This window comes from Leptospira sarikeiensis (genome assembly GCF_004769615.1).
Classification (GTDB): Bacteria; Spirochaetota; Leptospiria; order Leptospirales; family Leptospiraceae; genus Leptospira_B; species Leptospira_B sarikeiensis.
The window spans coordinates 60,699-76,078 of record NZ_RQGF01000007.1 but is presented as its reverse complement, the minus strand read 5'-3'; the positions used below and the strand labels follow the sequence as shown (position 1 = coordinate 76,078).

At 40.8% G+C, this 15,380-nt stretch carries 14 protein-coding genes; 10 read left to right on the top strand and 4 right to left on the bottom strand.

Features of this window, described 5'->3' with window-relative positions:
• The first annotated feature begins 3 nt into the window (after positions 1 to 3).
• A complete protein-coding gene (locus tag EHQ64_RS01470; protein WP_167882333.1) occupies positions 4 to 1,092 on the top strand; it encodes a tetratricopeptide repeat protein in 1,089 nt (362 codons plus the stop codon).
• Between the two features lie 4 nt (positions 1,093 to 1,096).
• Here the strand turns inward: EHQ64_RS01470 and pyk are convergent, their stop codons facing one another.
• Positions 1,097 to 2,521: a pyruvate kinase gene (gene pyk, locus EHQ64_RS01465; RefSeq protein WP_135647740.1), complete on the bottom strand. Its 1,425-nt coding sequence runs from the start codon at positions 2,519 to 2,521 to the stop codon at positions 1,097 to 1,099.
• Positions 2,522 to 2,622: 101 nt separating this feature from the next.
• On the opposite strand from pyk, the gene EHQ64_RS01460 reads away from it, so the two are divergent.
• From EHQ64_RS01460 to EHQ64_RS01450, 3 genes are read left to right on the top strand one after another with little or no spacing between them, the layout of a single operon-like run.
• Positions 2,623 to 3,531 carry a histone deacetylase family protein gene (locus EHQ64_RS01460; RefSeq protein WP_210410800.1) on the top strand — a complete coding sequence of 303 codons (909 nt, stop codon included), beginning with the start codon at positions 2,623 to 2,625 and terminating at the stop codon, positions 3,529 to 3,531.
• A gap of 4 nt (positions 3,532 to 3,535) precedes the next feature.
• Complete coding sequence (locus EHQ64_RS01455) at positions 3,536 to 4,351, top strand: hypothetical protein (RefSeq protein ID WP_135647738.1); 816 nt, start codon at positions 3,536 to 3,538, stop codon at positions 4,349 to 4,351.
• A complete protein-coding gene (locus tag EHQ64_RS01450; protein ID WP_135647737.1) occupies positions 4,352 to 5,455 on the top strand; it encodes a SpoIIE family protein phosphatase in 1,104 nt (367 codons plus the stop codon).
• On the opposite strand, the gene EHQ64_RS01445 is transcribed toward EHQ64_RS01450, so the two are convergent.
• The 3 genes from EHQ64_RS01445 to EHQ64_RS01435 all read right to left on the bottom strand — a co-directional run bounded on the left by EHQ64_RS01445 (position 5,438) and on the right by EHQ64_RS01435 (position 9,780).
• Entirely contained in the window at positions 5,438 to 7,195 is a 1,758-nt protein-coding gene (locus EHQ64_RS01445) for a hypothetical protein (RefSeq protein WP_246048503.1), read from the bottom strand. The genes EHQ64_RS01450 and EHQ64_RS01445 overlap by 18 nt on opposite strands.
• Before the next feature lie 109 nt (positions 7,196 to 7,304).
• Positions 7,305 to 7,769, bottom strand: coding sequence for a putative lipoprotein (locus EHQ64_RS01440; RefSeq protein WP_135647735.1), 465 nt, complete (start codon positions 7,767 to 7,769; stop codon positions 7,305 to 7,307).
• Between the two features lie 85 nt (positions 7,770 to 7,854).
• Entirely contained in the window at positions 7,855 to 9,780 is a 1,926-nt protein-coding gene (locus EHQ64_RS01435) for a glycoside hydrolase family 36 protein (RefSeq protein ID WP_135647734.1), read from the bottom strand.
• A gap of 108 nt (positions 9,781 to 9,888) precedes the next feature.
• Here EHQ64_RS01435 and EHQ64_RS01430 point away from each other — a divergent pair, with 108 nt between their 5' ends.
• The 6 genes from EHQ64_RS01430 to EHQ64_RS01405 all read left to right on the top strand — a co-directional run bounded on the left by EHQ64_RS01430 (position 9,889) and on the right by EHQ64_RS01405 (position 15,371).
• Complete coding sequence (locus tag EHQ64_RS01430) at positions 9,889 to 10,527, top strand: ribonuclease D (RefSeq protein ID WP_135647733.1); 639 nt, start codon at positions 9,889 to 9,891, stop codon at positions 10,525 to 10,527.
• A complete protein-coding gene (gene radA, locus EHQ64_RS01425; protein ID WP_135647732.1) occupies positions 10,524 to 11,891 on the top strand; it encodes a DNA repair protein RadA in 1,368 nt (455 codons plus the stop codon). The genes EHQ64_RS01430 and radA overlap by 4 nt, the downstream gene beginning before the upstream one ends.
• 5 nt (positions 11,892 to 11,896) lie before the next feature.
• Complete coding sequence (locus EHQ64_RS01420) at positions 11,897 to 12,994, top strand: LIC10775 family protein (protein WP_425460381.1); 1,098 nt, start codon at positions 11,897 to 11,899, stop codon at positions 12,992 to 12,994.
• A 6-nt stretch (positions 12,995 to 13,000) separates the two neighbouring features.
• Positions 13,001 to 13,804, top strand: coding sequence for a hypothetical protein (locus EHQ64_RS01415; protein WP_135647730.1), 804 nt, complete (start codon positions 13,001 to 13,003; stop codon positions 13,802 to 13,804).
• A gap of 88 nt (positions 13,805 to 13,892) precedes the next feature.
• The gene (locus tag EHQ64_RS01410; RefSeq protein ID WP_135647729.1) at positions 13,893 to 14,369 is read left to right on the top strand and encodes a DUF6790 family protein; all 477 of its coding nucleotides are present in this window, start codon (positions 13,893 to 13,895) and stop codon (positions 14,367 to 14,369) included.
• Positions 14,370 to 15,134: 765 nt separating this feature from the next.
• The gene (locus tag EHQ64_RS01405; protein WP_135647728.1) at positions 15,135 to 15,371 is read left to right on the top strand and encodes a DNA-binding protein; all 237 of its coding nucleotides are present in this window, start codon (positions 15,135 to 15,137) and stop codon (positions 15,369 to 15,371) included.
• Positions 15,372 to 15,380 lie beyond the last annotated feature (9 nt).

Below are 15,380 nucleotides of genomic sequence, written 5' to 3'. Positions count from 1 at the left end.
ACTTTGAAACGATTTCTCTCCAGAGCTCGAGCAACTTATTCGGTCAAGATCATCGCAATTATTATCTTTTGTTTAAGTATATCGGTGGGAGAAATTTTTTCCCAAGATACAACTAGACCTGAATACGAAAAAGCGGATCAACTGATCGAAAATCAGGATTATAAATCCGCTTTAAAGATACTTTTAGAATACGAAAAGAAAAAGCCGGAAGATGATATTTTACTTTTTAAGATCGGTTTCAGTTATTTCCGGTTAGAAGAGGACAAGAAGGCGTTAAGTTATTTCGAAAAAGCCATTAAATCCAACTCTAAGGTCTCGAAATACTACGACTATTACGGAGCCTCTTTATACTTTTCAGGGAATATCGACGAGGCGGAGAAACAATTTTTAAAATGTGTGGAATTGGATCCAAAAGCGCAAAAAGCAATGAGTATGCTCGGAGCAGTCTATGCGGAAAAAAGACAATCCTCCAAGGCGAAGAGTTATTTTTTAAAAGCATTGGAGATCGATCCGGATGATCTAAGGGCAAATTATAGTCTTGGAGGCCTTTACTTTAATGAAGGAGATCTGATCAAAGCCCAAAAATACTTCGAGATCTGCTATAAATTAGATCCGGAAAATTACGCGACCGTAAGTTATTTAATCGAAAACTTATATAGACAAGGCAAGATCGAGGAGGGCGAGAAATATAAGAAAAACCTAATCCAGATCAAGAATTCTTCGAAAGACCCTCGTATTTCTAACCTAAGATATTTTCGTTTCGATTCTTTTCCGATCAAAGACTTTATGATCGTGGCTCAGGAAGGTTTCACTAAAACCGGAGATCTATATTATTATTATGTTTTTTCGGTATTCGATAAAAATGGTAAACATGTAAAAAATATAAATGTCGAATCGTCGGTAGTATTAAAAGAACACGGATTTAAGTATATCATCGGAATGGATACTATCGAAGAAGGGAATCCTAAACATTCTACTTCGAACATAGCGTATCCAGAATTGCCTTCCTATTCCGAATTAAAATCGGTATTGACTGAAATTTTAGAAGGAAAGGTAAATTTTCCGTCTAGTTCTTCTCCGAACTCGAAATAAAGAATTATCTAATCTTATAAATTTGTAAAAAGTCTACCGACTTAGCTTCTCCTCCCGGAGCGCCGGAAAGAATGACCACTATATCTCCAGCGGTCAACATTCCGTCTTCAGGGAGTTTTGTTTCCATATAACGGATCATATCGAAAAAAGTTTCCATAAAAGGCATCACATAAGGTTGGACACCTCGATATAATTTCATCTTTCTTGCTGTCGCCAAATACGGAGTAAAAGAAAGAATAGGGACCTTTGGCCTCATTTCAGAAGTGATAAGAGCGGAATAACCGCTTCGAGTAAAATTCACGATCGCTTTTGCGTTGATACTATGCGCGATCTCTCTCGCCGCAGAACCGAGGGCCGCTCTTTCTATTTCTAATTCTGATTTTTTTAAATTCCAATGTATCTCATAAATACGATCTAAGTTTTCAGTTTCCCTTAAGATCTTTGCCATCATCTCTGCGGATTCAACAGGATATTTTCCGCTCGCAGATTCTCCGGATAACATGACCGCATCCGTTCCGTCCATTACCGCATTTGCGACGTCGCTCGCTTCTGCTCTTGTAGGCCTTGGATTATCAACCATAGACTCGAGCATCTGGGTTGCAGTGATCACAGGTTTACCTGCACGATTTGCTTTATAGATGAGTTCTTTTTGTAGAACCGGAACTCTTTCCGTTTCCACCTCTACTCCCAGGTCCCCTCTTGCGATCATGATCCCGTCGGCTGCTTCTAAAATTTCGTCTATATTACGGATTGCTTCCGGCCTTTCTATTTTTGCGATGAGTCCGGTTTGGGTCCCTCTCATCATTTCTCTTGCAAGTTCCAGATCGGATGCTCTTCTTACGAAACTTAATGCGACGTAATCTACTCCCAAATTGAGTGCGAACTTCAGGTCCAATAGATCTTTTTCGGAGAGGGCAGGGGCCGAGATCGGAGTTCCCGGCAAATTAATTCCTTTGTTGCTTTTTAAAATTCCTCCGATTATAACTTTTAAAACGGCTTCTTTGCTTGATTTGGATTCAACCTCTAGTACGAGTTTACCGTCATCGACTAATAGTTTGTCTCCCGAACGAAGATCTTCTATCATGGCAGGGTAGGTAGTACCGACCGCTTCGGAATCTCCTAAATATTCCGCATCGGGTAAAAGTCTGATCTTGTTTCCCTTTTCTAATTCGACTTGGGGAACCCGGAGTTTTCCGGTTCTGATTTTCGGTCCCTGTAGATCCGCCATGATCCCAAGAGGAACGCCGGATTCGGATTCACATTTGCGAAGTGTCTCAAAAACTTTTTTGTGAACTTCGTGAGTGCCGTGGGAGAAATTCATTCTCGCGATATCCATTCCGGCTCGGAGAAGTGCGGTGATAGTATTTTCATCTGAGGAAGAAGGACCGATGGTGCAGACCATTTTGGTTTTTTTTTCCGGGCTAAACATGAATGGGAACCTCCGAAAATTTGGACGTATTTAAGAATGCTATTTCGTTCTTTACGGGGCGAAACGGAAGGGTAAGCTTGGGAAAAAAAAGGCACACCCAATTGCGCCAACAGTTAGAACGCCTCGCTCTAGTTTATCATCCGGAATACAATATGGACCTCGGTCCTCATGTATTCCCAGCACGTAAATACGCAATGATATACAATCAAGTCAAGGAAGATCCGAAACTTTCTTCTTTGCCCGCCCTTCAACCGGCTCCGGTCGGAGAGGAGGAATTGAGCTTGGTCCACACTCCTGAATTTATTTCAGACTTTATGAATCTGAGATATACGGATCGGACTATGTATTCCGAACTTCCTCTTAACCAAACCATGGTCAGGAGTTTTTGTTTGGGAGTAGGCGGGACCATTCTCGCTACTGAAATGACCGAAAATTATAAATATGTATATCATATCGGAGGCGGATTCCACCATAGCATGCCTGATCGTGCGGAGGGATTCTGTTATTTGAACGACGCCGCAATCGCGACGAAACTTTATCTCCAAAAATATCCGGATAAAAAAGTTTTATTTATAGATCTAGACCTTCATCAAGGGAATGGGAACGCGAAAATTTTTCAGGGAGAAGAGTCTGTTTGGACTTTTTCCGTACATCAGGAAGAATTATATCCTAAAAAAGAAAGGTCCAATCTGGATATCGGCTTGGATAACGGCACCGGAGATAAGGCGTATCTCGCGAAATTGGAAGAAGGTTTGGAGAAGATCAAAAAAGAATTCAAACCGGATCTGATCTATTATTTCGCAGGAGCGGATCCTTTTGAGGATGATTCTCTCGGAGATCTGAAGCTTACTTTCGACGGGTTGAAGGCTAGAGATAAAATGGTAAAATCGTTCGCGGATTCTTTGGATGTTCCTGTGGTGATCATGCCTGCCGGAGGATACGCCAGAAATTTTCATGATACGGTTCGGATCCATTTTAATACGATACGGGCATTTGCCGGCTTAATCTAAATTCATGAGTATATTTTCGGGTTCAGACAAATCCAGTACGGGGCAGAGTTATATCGACCCGGAAGCACTAGGTCTTATAGACGTAAATAGGGAATTTAAGACTCATTTAGGGATCGAAGACACCTTATTCAATCGATTCTCCACGAAGGAAGTCCATGAACTTCTAACCCAATCCGGAATGTTCGAGATGTTACAATTCAGAGGTTTCCAAAAAACAAAATTGGAAATCCACGGAATTTCGGAAGTAGACAATCGTATCTATATCAAAACGGAAGAGAACGAGATCTTGGTGCATATGCGTCTGAAATTTTCCGACTTCTTGTTCAAAAAGATCGGAGAATCTTTTCCGATGATCTATATCGATTGGCTCTTGAGCCAGAATGTTCGTTTGGGAAAACTCGGAGAAAAAAAGAAATTATTCGAAGGCCAGGAATATCCTGGCCTAAATATTATGAATGAGATCACTTCCTTCATTCGTTTGCTTTCCGGAAAAATAGGAGCCGCGGGCGCGTTTAATATTCCGGAATATTTTCACGACGCGGTTTTATTTCATAAAAATTTCAGATTTTTATCTCCGGAAAAAGAAGGCGAATTTCGAGCCTTGCTCCGCTGTTTTAAGAAAGAAAATTTAAGATCTTTGTCCGGACTTATCCATTCCGGAAAAATTTTGGACCGACAAGACTCTACAGTATACTCTTGGAGTTACGGAGAAATGGTTTCCGCCATCAATCCGTACCTCGAAAAATCCTTGTTTGACGAACAGTATGATTCTATGGTTGCCAGAATTTCCGAGACCAGGGAATTTTCTAGGATCGAGTAGATGACATCAATTACGATTAAGCCGGAAATTTTAATCATAGACGACGATCGGGATGTGGGGGAGGCCCTGGAAATTCTTCTCTCCAAATTGGGTTACAATTCTACTTTTTTCGATTCAGTGGAAAAGGGTAAGGAATACTTCGAAAAAGAATCCAATCCGATCGTATTCTTGGACATCCATATGCCTAAAACCAGCGGGTTGGACGTCCTACCGTATTTTAAAAATCTAAATCCTGCGACTCAGGTCATTATGATGACCGGAGAGAGAGATATTAATAATGTGGTGACCTCTCTTACGCATAAGGCTTCGGATTTTTTATTAAAACCTTTCTCATTACAAACCGTTCGTATCGCAGTTCAAAGAGCACTGGATTATTATACTTTATTAAAAGAGAAGGAAGCGAGAGACGAAAATATACTTCGAGATCTCAGGCTTGCTTCTAAGATCCAGAAAAAGATCCTATCCGTTCCGGTGGTTTCTCCTTTGGAAGTAGTCGTAGAAAATACTCCTGCGTCTTTTGTAAGCGGGGACTTTTACGTTTTATCCAAATTAGGAAATCAAGTTTTAGTTTTACTTGGGGACATAGAGGATCATGGAGTCACTTCCGGTTTGATCGGATTGCTCATGACAAGTGTCGCTAGAGAAGCATACAAGGAAAATCAGGATCCTTCCCATGTTCTGAAAAAGATGAACTCGGAACTTTCTCAAGAGATCGGAACACATAGTCTCACTGCGGCCGCTGCAATTATCAATTTAGAAAAAAAGACGATCACATATGCGAGGGGAGGTCATCCTTTCCCGGTCTTGTATCAGGCCAACGGGCAAAAACTTCTAAATGAAAAATCCGGACAGTTACTCGGGATCATGGACTCTCTCGAATTCGAATCACATGAGATCCCTTACGAATCCGGAGACGTTCTGTTCTTATACAGCGACGGGCTTTTGAATAGTCTTTCTAGTCCTTTGTTCTCAGAGTTAGAAGAGGTTCGCAAAAAAAATCTGGGCATCAATGCATATGAAGAAGCGATTCGGACTTATAGTAAGGTAAGTCTACCTACTAGAGAATTCAGGGACGATTCTAGCTATTTACTCTTGAAACTCTGATCTTTTTTCTTCGAGTTGTTTGGGTTTTGCGCTCGGAAAGCTGCCTTTTCGAATATTGAAGAATATAAGTTCGGGTAATGAGAAGAAGGCAGTCTGTAATCCGTCTTTTACACGTTTCCCCCGATCGAATGGACTTGTAAAAATCCCTGCTGCGAAGTTTCCCAAACCCCAACCTAAATTTACGATCCCATAGATCGGTCTGAGTAAAATCACATCGTCCGTAAAAAATACGAAAGAAGGATCTTCCGGATTCGGTTTATAGATACTAGAACTGAAAACATTAGATTCTTTTAGATAAGTTTTCCATTCGGATCCTTTATTGGATTTATACAATTTTTCTAATTCCGATTTACGGTGGGATAATTCCACAGTTTCATTTTCTACCTTCCACCGGGACACAACGGAATTGTATGCGATGAATGGGATAAAACTCGCAGAAGTATGCGGATTGATCTTTTCTCCTAAAATTTCTGCGTATTCTTTTTCTTCTAAAATGAGATTAATTGAATCGAAAATTTCGGAAGTACAGTTTTTTGTGATTAACTTGAAATCATAAAAACGTTTTAAATTATCATAATACTTTTCTTCTTCATTTTCCGATCTTTTTAGATATTCCTCATGTTTGTCGATATTCGGAGTGGGGAAGGAAAACAAAAAATCCCCCAAAAGGTCCGGAGAAAGTCTGTCGAAAGTATTTCTAATGGAGATCCCTCTGGTTAAGCCGGTCCTTAATTCCCAGTCCCTGTTTTCCAGATCTTCCCAGCTTATATAATTTTCTTCGCTTAAATTTTCCCGAGCCAATCTTTCTTCTCTGAAAGTTTTAGCCGCTTCTAAAAGCAGTTCAGAACTGGATTGTATAATTTTTTTGTCCTCAGACCAAGTCGTCTTGGAAATCTGCAAAACCGAATCCGGAAAGGTTATTAAAAAGTAAGGAACTCCATCTTCTAAACTTTTTTCTAAAACCAGAAATCTCGCTAGGTCCACTAAGGTATTATGACCCCAATCCGAGTTTTCTTCTTTAAGAAGTTCTAAAATGGAATTTTTAAGGGAGTTTTTGAATGAAAGGAGTTTATCTTTTTCAGCTTCCGAAAGTTTATTTCCGGAGGATTGGAAGATGGTTTCCGGATCCAATTCGTAACCAGAATCCAGAATTTCTAACACGGCCAATTTTTCTAGTCTCGGAATAAACCAAGATGAAACTCCTTCCTTATAAAAAGGATATTGCCCGTTTTCTATTTCCGGAGAATGCGAGAATAGATCGAACTTTCCTTTTTCCAATGCGAGGCTCATTTCTTCTTTGAGCCTAGATCTGAGCTCACCAAGCCATCCGGGTTTATTGGTAAAATCTAATTCCTTTCTTAAGGAAAGGGTATGTTTGGATCCTTCTCCTTTTTTAAAATATCCAAAACTCTTGATCCGGACTTTTTTACTCGGATCTTTGGTTTCTTTTAAAAAAGAAATATCTCTTCGGATCGATTCCAGATTTTTCAAATGTTTGAATTGGATCAGTGCGAGTTTTTCAAAACCGGTCCGGATCTTGTCCAAGTTTTTTTCTGATATTTTGATACGAGCGATCTTGCCGGTCCTATTCGAATACGTATTATAAGAATACGAAAATCTTTCGTATGATTCCCGGACTACTCTAAAGATCTCATCCGGGTAATATTGGAAATGAATTACAGTATCATCGAATCGGATTGCAGAATGTCCACCGCTGGATTGTCCCGTATTTGCATCCACATAGATAAAATCCAGATAGGATCCATGGGGAAAAAGAGAGAAAAAGGGGAAGAGGAGAAGAAGAAAAAAACGGCCTAAGTAAAAAGGCCGTTTGTAGGAAGATCTCAAATTAAAGCGAGAGATAGCCGGCTTCTAAAGCTTTAGCGATTTGAGGTTTTGAATTTGTGAATGAACTTGCAAAACTTTTAAATCCTTCCTGACCCACTCCTGCTTTTTTTAGGCCTCTCCCTATGGAAATATAGGTGGATTCGGAACTTCTCCAATTCACTACTCCGTTTTTGGAGGCGAGCTCTGAGAGATCCGAAATGAACTCGGAAGAACGAGTGGATCCGGTTTGCAAATAGATCGCAGTTAAATTTTCCACGTCCCTTCTATATGCTTTTTTTTCTGCTTCCTCGTCTTTAGAAGAAGAGGAAACGGAAGATACTACGGAAACTACTCCTTTAGAAAGGCTTTGTAAAGAATTCGAAGATTTGGAAAGCGAATCAGATATCGAATCCAAAAAACAATTTTGAGAGACTAGGACCCCAAGTAGAACCAAACTTGTTCCCAGGATTTTTTGAAAAAATTTCATTTATGCACCTCGTTATTGTCTTCCGAAATTTGGAAGAAAGTTACTGACACAATCGCGCCAATTGTCTTCCCGATTTAGAGAAGAGTCAACTTTGTTTTCCCGAATGTAACACCACAGTCGACCAAGGATCCATACTGATCTTAAGAGTTTTTTTCCTTGTATCAATTTCTAGAGACTCCGGTTTTTTCCCTGTCCAATAATCGACAGAGTTCTTCTTGTCCCATGGAAAAGAAAGAGAGAGTTGGACTTCCTTCTTTTCGTCCGAAGGATTCCAAATCCCTAAATAACCTGCAGGATTATAAAGTGCATTCGGGAAAAACTCGGATCCGAATCCGATCGGGAGTGGAGTTTTGTTCTTACATTTGGATTGCAGGTTCAAACTCTTTTGTAATAATTCCAAACGATCCTCATTTACGAGAGCCAGGTCGTCGGAGACGAATAACATTCCTCCGGAGACGGACATGATACTCGCCATAATTTTCGTTTGAGCCTCGTTCATATGGTTTTTCTTTTTACGAACGAGTAAACAATCCGGATCATTTAGCCAGAGTGTGCGGTGCATGGAAGCCCTTGTGATATCGTTGATCAGAGCTCTTTCTGTACAAAGACCGTTCCGATCTTTTATTAGGATCCTGGATTTTTCTCTGAACCAGAAAGGTGCTACGTCGCAGGAGATCCTCATCGCATCGAATAAGCCAATGGAAGGAAGCATTGGCGCCCCGCAACCTAGGATGAAAATATCTTTTCCGACTACTTTACGGATGAGTTTGATCGCTTCCACATAACGAGAATGAGGTGATAAATTCCTATCGTATGTCCAACCGGGTAATAAGGCTGAATACAAGAAATCTAATTTTAAATATTTGTATCCGTAGTCTTTTACGATAGTTTTAAATACGGTCGCTAAAAACTCTTTGGAAGCTGGATGAGTTACATCCAAACTATAAGTATGATCTAGTCCCCAATTAGGATTCCAAAGTGCCGGGACTGGATTTCCGTCCCTATCTTTTAAAACGGCTTCCGGGAATTTTTGGAAGAACTTGGATTTTTTGCGCACTAAAAAAGGAGCAAGCCAGATTCCAGGGGTCAATTTTTCGGAACGGATCGCGTCTGCGAGAAGTCCCATTCCTCCAGGAAATCTATCATTTGTTTCCAGCCAATCTCCAATTTCCGGTTGGTATCCATCGTCGATCTGGAAAACTTTCAGCCCTAAATTTTTGGATCTGAGTTCCTTTAAATTTTGTAGGATGATCTTTTCCGAAATTTTTGTGAAGTAATGATACCAGGAACACCATCCGGTCGGGACCTGTGTTTCAGGGAGTTTGACCTTTAGATTTTTTGCAAGTTCGGAATAGTAGTTTTTAATGAAGAGGGATTCGTCCCCAGAAAATTTAGAAACTCGAATTTGAGTTAAAGGAAGTTTGTTCCCTTTGAAATCTTCGAATCTATAAAAATCGTAAACTACTCGAATGTCACCGTTTAAGAATGGTTCCGAGGATTTTTTGGAAGAAGGGGAGGTAATGATCTTAAATTTAACTCCTTCTTCTCCTTTTGAGATCGCTCCTGCAAAAATTTTGGAATCTTCTCCTTTAGGAAAAAGGATCACATAGGATTCGGAGATCCAGTTTCCAGGTTCTCCTGCATGTTCAGAGTAACCATTCTCTTGGGCGTAATGTAAAAAATCTAGTTTAGGTGAAATATCCGCATCTTGCAGATTTTCAGAAGTGGATAGGCTCCAAGATTGGTATCCATGTCTGAATATTCTTCCTTCCTTGATCCCATGAGATGGAAGTTCCCATTCTAATGTGAGAAGTTCTAACCCGGCGGGAGGTCTTCTTTCCGCGATCCATTCTAATACCGGGGCGTAAGTGGATTTGCCAGCGGATTTGGTTAATTTAAAGGAAAACTTATAGTTCCCGCAATCGCTTCCCGTTTCGGTCCTACCCGGAGGGAACTCGAAATGGGATTTTTGTTCTTCTTCATAGATACGAGTTCGCAAAACTGCTTTCATTCTGGGACGATGGTTTCCTCATTCGAAAGATAGAAAAGGAAAAAAACAAAAGAAAGAGGCCGGACTTTTCTTGCGGACCTGAGATAGGTTACGGATAATTTTGGCTTTATGGCATCTAACCGCGCAAACACAAAGCCGGATCTATTTCCGGGAGATCTTTCCGAAGAAAGACTGAAAGAATATTTAGAAGACGATCATTTGGCTGTAGATTGCGAAATGATGGGTTTAAATCCAAGAAGGGATCGTCTTTGTGTAGTCCAGATCTGCGATTCCAAAAACAGAGTGAGTCTAGTGCAAATTTTGCCGGACCAAACTGAGGCTCCTAAACTTAAAAAATTATTCGAAAATCCTGAGATCATCAAGGTCTTTCATTTCGCTAGGATGGATACCTTATTCCTGAGATATAGACTCGGAATTTTAACCAAGGGAGTTTTCTGTACTAAGATAGGCTCCAAGTTAGCAAGGACTTATACGGATCGTCACGGTTTAAAAGATATCATTCGAGAGTTTTTCGATGAGACTCTTGATAAAAAAAATCAGTCTTCTGATTGGGGGGCTAAAACTCTCACCAAGGACCAGATTGAATACGCATCCGGAGACGTTCTTTTTTTGATCGCTCTTTCTCAAAAATTAACTCAGATACTTATACGAGAAGGTAGATACGAACTCGCTCAGGAAGCTTTCCAATGCCTTCCTGTTTTTAATCAGATTGATTGGCTCCAGATGGAGAATTTATTCGAACATTGAAAAAGAAAATTTCCAAAATCTTTCTCTGCCAATCCTGCGGACAGGAATACGCTCGTTGGGCGGGCAAATGCGAGTCTTGCGGTAAATGGAATACGATCGTAGAAGAATCGGGAGGAGATCGTTTCTCTTCTACCCCGAGTTATAAAAAATCTGCGACGTATAAAGAACCCGTACCTATCGATTCTATTTCTTCGGACAATACAAAACGTCTGAGTTCTGGACTTGCAGAATTGGATTTGGTCTTGGGAGGAGGATTTGTTCCGGGAAGTTTGATCTTAGTCGGAGGAGAGCCCGGAGTAGGTAAGTCCACTTTGATCCTAGAGATCAGTAGAAGTATGATCTCCCAGGGAAAAAAGATCTTGTATATTTCGGGAGAAGAATCTTCCGCTCAAGTGGGGCTCAGGGCCGCTCGGATGAATGTTCTCTCTAAAGATCTTCTTCTTTCTTCCGAAACATATGCTGAGAATATTTCGGCGATGGTGGAAGATGTTTCTCCGGATCTAGTCTTTGTGGATTCCATCCAAACATTAACGAGAGAAGCTCTTCCCAATCAAGCGGGGACGGTAACTCAATTGAGAGAATGTACCCAAGTTCTTCTGGAAACTTCTAAACGTACAGGTATCCCGATCTTAATGACAGGTCATATCACTAAGGATGGGGCGATCGCAGGACCAAAGGTGTTGGAACATTTGGTGGATACGGTTCTCTATTTCGAAGGAGATAAGCTGAATTATTTCAGACTTCTTCGTGCCGTAAAAAACAGATTCGGAGCAGTTGGCGACCTAGCGGTTTTTGAAATGTTGGAGTCCGGGTTAAAAGAAGTAACGGACAGACAAAGAGTATTTATCAGTTCATTAACAGAAGGCAAAAGTGGATCCGTGATCAGTTCAGTGATGGAAGGAAGTCGCGCATTAAGCGTAGAGGTCCAGGCCTTGGTGAGTCGCACCAATTATTCTCAAGCAAGGAGAATGGCAGAAGGTCCCGATACTCGCAGGTTGATCCTCCTCGCCGCGGTGATCGAAAAATATCTGGGCCATACATTATCTGAATGTGATATATTCGGAAATCTTGCAGGAGGACTTCAGATTGACGAGCCCGCTCTGGATCTTGCGATCTGTGCTTCTATTCTATCCAGTTATACGGAAAGGCCGGTCCAATCAGGTTACGCTGTAATTGGAGAAGTAGGACTTTCGGGAGAAGTTCGATCCGTGGGACAGGCTACACTTCGTTTAAAAGAATTGAAAGGAGTAGGGATAGAAACTGTCTATCTCCCTAAGGGAAATCTTGCAGAGATCGAAAAAATCCCGGGATTGGAACTTGTAGGGATCAATTCTTTACGTGAATTGGAAGGTCTTTTTCGGTGAAAAAAATTCCGGATCAACTCTGGGATCCGTATTATGTTAAAAAAATATTATATTCTATTCTTTTGACATTCACTTTTTTTCTTCCACTTTTCGGGATATTTACCCAGGAAGTGGATCCGCTTCTTAGGCAACCTTGGTTTGGCGACCAAGAAAAAAAAGAAGAACTTCTATACAATCGCCTGCAGACGGCATTTCGTTTAAGTGCACATTATGTTTGGAAGACTGACTCCAGATCCAGGAATTATCGTTTTTACAAAGACGGTTCCGTAGAAATGATCTTGGATCGGAACTACAAAGAAGTTTTTCCGAGCAGATCCGAATTGGATCTACATTATAGCGAGGCAGTAAGTCTACAAAAACATGCAAACCCATATTCTGCCATTCGACTCCTAAAGGGTTCAATGTATTGTTATCGACTGCGTTATGGTAAACTTGTTCCGGAAGGATATGAAAAAACTGCAAAACTTCTCGGGAAATTTTCGGATCAATATGGTCATAAAGAGAAAGAGTTACAAAGGTTAACGGATCCATTCGGTTGTTGGAGTCCTGACGTATTAAAAATAAGAAGTTTCGACTTTGCTTACTCATTCGATCTTCCTTCCGATTCTACTTATTTGTTTCCCGACGAAGATCGGGAATTTTCTGGAGAAGATGCGGATTATCTATGGCAGGTCCATCGATTCTATCAAAACTTTCCGATAGAAGGAGGTCCTTCGACTTGGGAGAAAGAATATAGAAAGAGTAGCGAGGGGATCTTATTTTTTAGGCCGGATCGGATCGTATTTACCGTAGGAACAACATTACATTTTCATCCTACAATTTTCGATTCCCAAAACTATTATTTAGTTTGGGATTCCTTGCGCGGGATCAATCCAAGAACGATGAGAGAATGGAATTATCTACGTAAAAAAGATGGTGATCTTTATAGAACGAGTTTCGATTTTGTAGGAGAAGACGGTCGTAAGAGCCAAATCATCGTTTTGGAGAAGTTTTATTTACGAAAAACTAGAGGGATCCTTTTCACATTGGCTTATCCGGCCAGATTAGAAGCGGAGGGGGCAAAAATCTGGAGTAGATTTTCTTCTTCTGTCATCGTAGAATAGGGGTGTATGTTTGCCTTAGTTAAGAACTGGGAAAGCCAAAGGCCTAAAAAGCCGGAACCTCCTTGGAGATTATTAGGCTTAGGCCTTTTATTCGTTAATGGGATGGCGGCACTTTTTCTGCCCATAGGGCTTTTCGGGACTATTATTTCAACGATAGCATGTCTAGGCTTTTTGTTCCTGCCTTTATTCTTCCTCACATTAAGGCTTACTAAATTTTACGGAAACAGCATATTCTTTGCATTGTTCTTGGGTTTTATTTCCGCTCCTGTGTCAGCATTGTATTTAAGCCATGCATTCGGATTTTTTCTGGGATTAAGATCTCCGGAGCAAACGATCTTTCAAAAAGACAACGGCCTTTCCAATTCGCATATTTATAGATTTACCGATTCTAAGTTTTTATACGAATACCAGCTTACTAAAACTATTCCAGGTTCCATTCGAAAAACATTATATTTCCATGTTGCACCTTGGGTTTCTGCCGATTGGAAAGAAGGAGATGAGGTTCTGACCTGGGCGATTTGCCCTCAGTTCTCTGAAAAAGTTTGCGACTGGGACAAACAAAATTCTAAGGTGGGTCAGTCTTTGGCTCATTCGAATATCGCCGGATTGAATCCTTATTACCTGGAAGCAGTTCAGGAAGCTTGCAAAAAATTCGATTTTAACCTTCCTAAAAATCCGAGGATCCTACTTCCGATCTCTAATCCGGAAGAAGTCCTATTCAATATGGGTGTGCTTGGGCTTGCAGGGCTTATTGCTCTGAATTATATTTGGATCATTGGGATCCTGGTTTGGAACAAGAGAAAAAGGTAATCTGCTTTTCTGTAGCAACGTTTGCTGCATGTAACACGGGATTTAGAAATCACTTTACATAACTGTCTATAAGACCCAAGTTTGGGGAATGGGTTATGTTATCTATATTGTGGCTACTATGTTTGTAGTTCCGCTTCTTTCTGTTATTGGCGAATTTTATTTTCGATCCCCTCAGGCGCGATTTTTCGATCTTACTTGGAAATGGTTTATTTTTTGGGCGATCGGTATAAGGTTGATTACTGCTGCCTTAAGCCAGATCGCAAATCCTGCATTTACTGCGAGCATCTTACAGCTAAACGATTCTGCATATGTTATCATTAGGGAATTAGGTTTTGCTAATTTACTAATGGGAGGACTTGCGGGTCTATCTCTCTTTTTTCCTTCATTGCGTCCTGCGGCGACGATTGGAGGTTTATATTTGGGGTTGGCGGGATTACTGCATGTTGTTCGAGGCATTGAACACGTGAATTTGAAAGAGGCGACTGCGCTTATCTCGGATTTATGGGGCCTTCTGATCGTTAGCAGTTACTATATAGATTCTTTTGTTTTTCGCAATAAAGTGTAGAGATCGAGTAGGCGACTGCTTAGTAAGTTGGTGATCTCTTAGATCAACCGAGTCGGTCCCTTAAATTTATACACTTACTTTAATCGAACGCTCCGGCTCCTGCCCAATCTTGCGACCCGTAAGGAGCAAGATTCCCGGAGGGTAACTGAGCGAAAGCGAAGTTAAAATTTAAATCAAACAAACTGCAATAAACCGGCCCCCGCCCAAGTTCGGGTGGAGGAGGCGGGCTTGTGGGAGAAGCTTGCATCCCTCTACCACAAAAAGATCAATTTTACGACTACTATCCAATTTCCATCCGGAATATTGATTCAAAGTGCATTATAGAGATCTAAAATAAATTTAATATGAATACTGCATTCGTTTGCTCTGAGCTTTGGTATTCAGATCGTGGACCTACTTTCGCCCAAGGGATCCGTTGAAAGTTCGGATCGAATAATTTTTCAATAAAAGGGCCCTTTGACTAAATTCCATTTTAATCTCCGGCAAAGCTTGAAAAAGATGAGGCTATCCTTTGACCAGGCTTTGATCGTAGGTTTTGGCCATATAAAGGTCGATTTATGTCTCATATCTCCCTTGGAGAGCCGTTTTATAGGCACTTTATGCAGGAGTTCCTTCCAAAAGCTCATCTTTGGCCTTCGAGTTTGTCGGCCCATTTTCCGAATTTTCGCGATTTTTTATATAAGATCGCAAAAAACTTTTTACTTGGCTAATTTTGGAACCTGGGCTACCGATATTTATTCACAGAGACGGGAAGGAGAAATCTATTTGGACCCCGAAATCCTTACGGAGAAGGTCGCAACACAGAACAAAAAGTTTCTGGTAGATCTAAAACGGAACGAAAACGGATACTACTTAAAAGTTTCCGAATGGTCCAATAGTAAAAAATCCTCCATATTCATTCCGGCAGAAGGTGTCGGAAAGATGATCGAGGTATTGCGTAAGTTCCAGGACCTGATACAGGACGGGGAAATTACGGAAGAGATCCCTCCCTCTCGGAATTAGATTGGATTT

What these genes read in the sequence shown, in the direction of transcription:
- pyk (WP_135647740.1), bottom strand. Translation starts at nt 2,521, where the DNA reads ATGTTTAGCCCGGAAAAAAAAACCAAAATGGTCTGCACCATCGGTCCT.
- EHQ64_RS01455 (WP_135647738.1), top strand. Translation starts at nt 3,536, where the DNA reads ATGAGTATATTTTCGGGTTCAGACAAATCCAGTACGGGGCAGAGTTAT.
- EHQ64_RS01450 (WP_135647737.1), top strand. Translation starts at nt 4,352, where the DNA reads ATGACATCAATTACGATTAAGCCGGAAATTTTAATCATAGACGACGAT.
- EHQ64_RS01440 (WP_135647735.1), bottom strand. Translation starts at nt 7,769, where the DNA reads ATGAAATTTTTTCAAAAAATCCTGGGAACAAGTTTGGTTCTACTTGGG.
- EHQ64_RS01435 (WP_135647734.1), bottom strand. Translation starts at nt 9,780, where the DNA reads ATGAAAGCAGTTTTGCGAACTCGTATCTATGAAGAAGAACAAAAATCC.
- EHQ64_RS01430 (WP_135647733.1), top strand. Translation starts at nt 9,889, where the DNA reads ATGGCATCTAACCGCGCAAACACAAAGCCGGATCTATTTCCGGGAGAT.
- EHQ64_RS01415 (WP_135647730.1), top strand. Translation starts at nt 13,001, where the DNA reads ATGTTTGCCTTAGTTAAGAACTGGGAAAGCCAAAGGCCTAAAAAGCCG.
- EHQ64_RS01410 (WP_135647729.1), top strand. Translation starts at nt 13,893, where the DNA reads ATGGGTTATGTTATCTATATTGTGGCTACTATGTTTGTAGTTCCGCTT.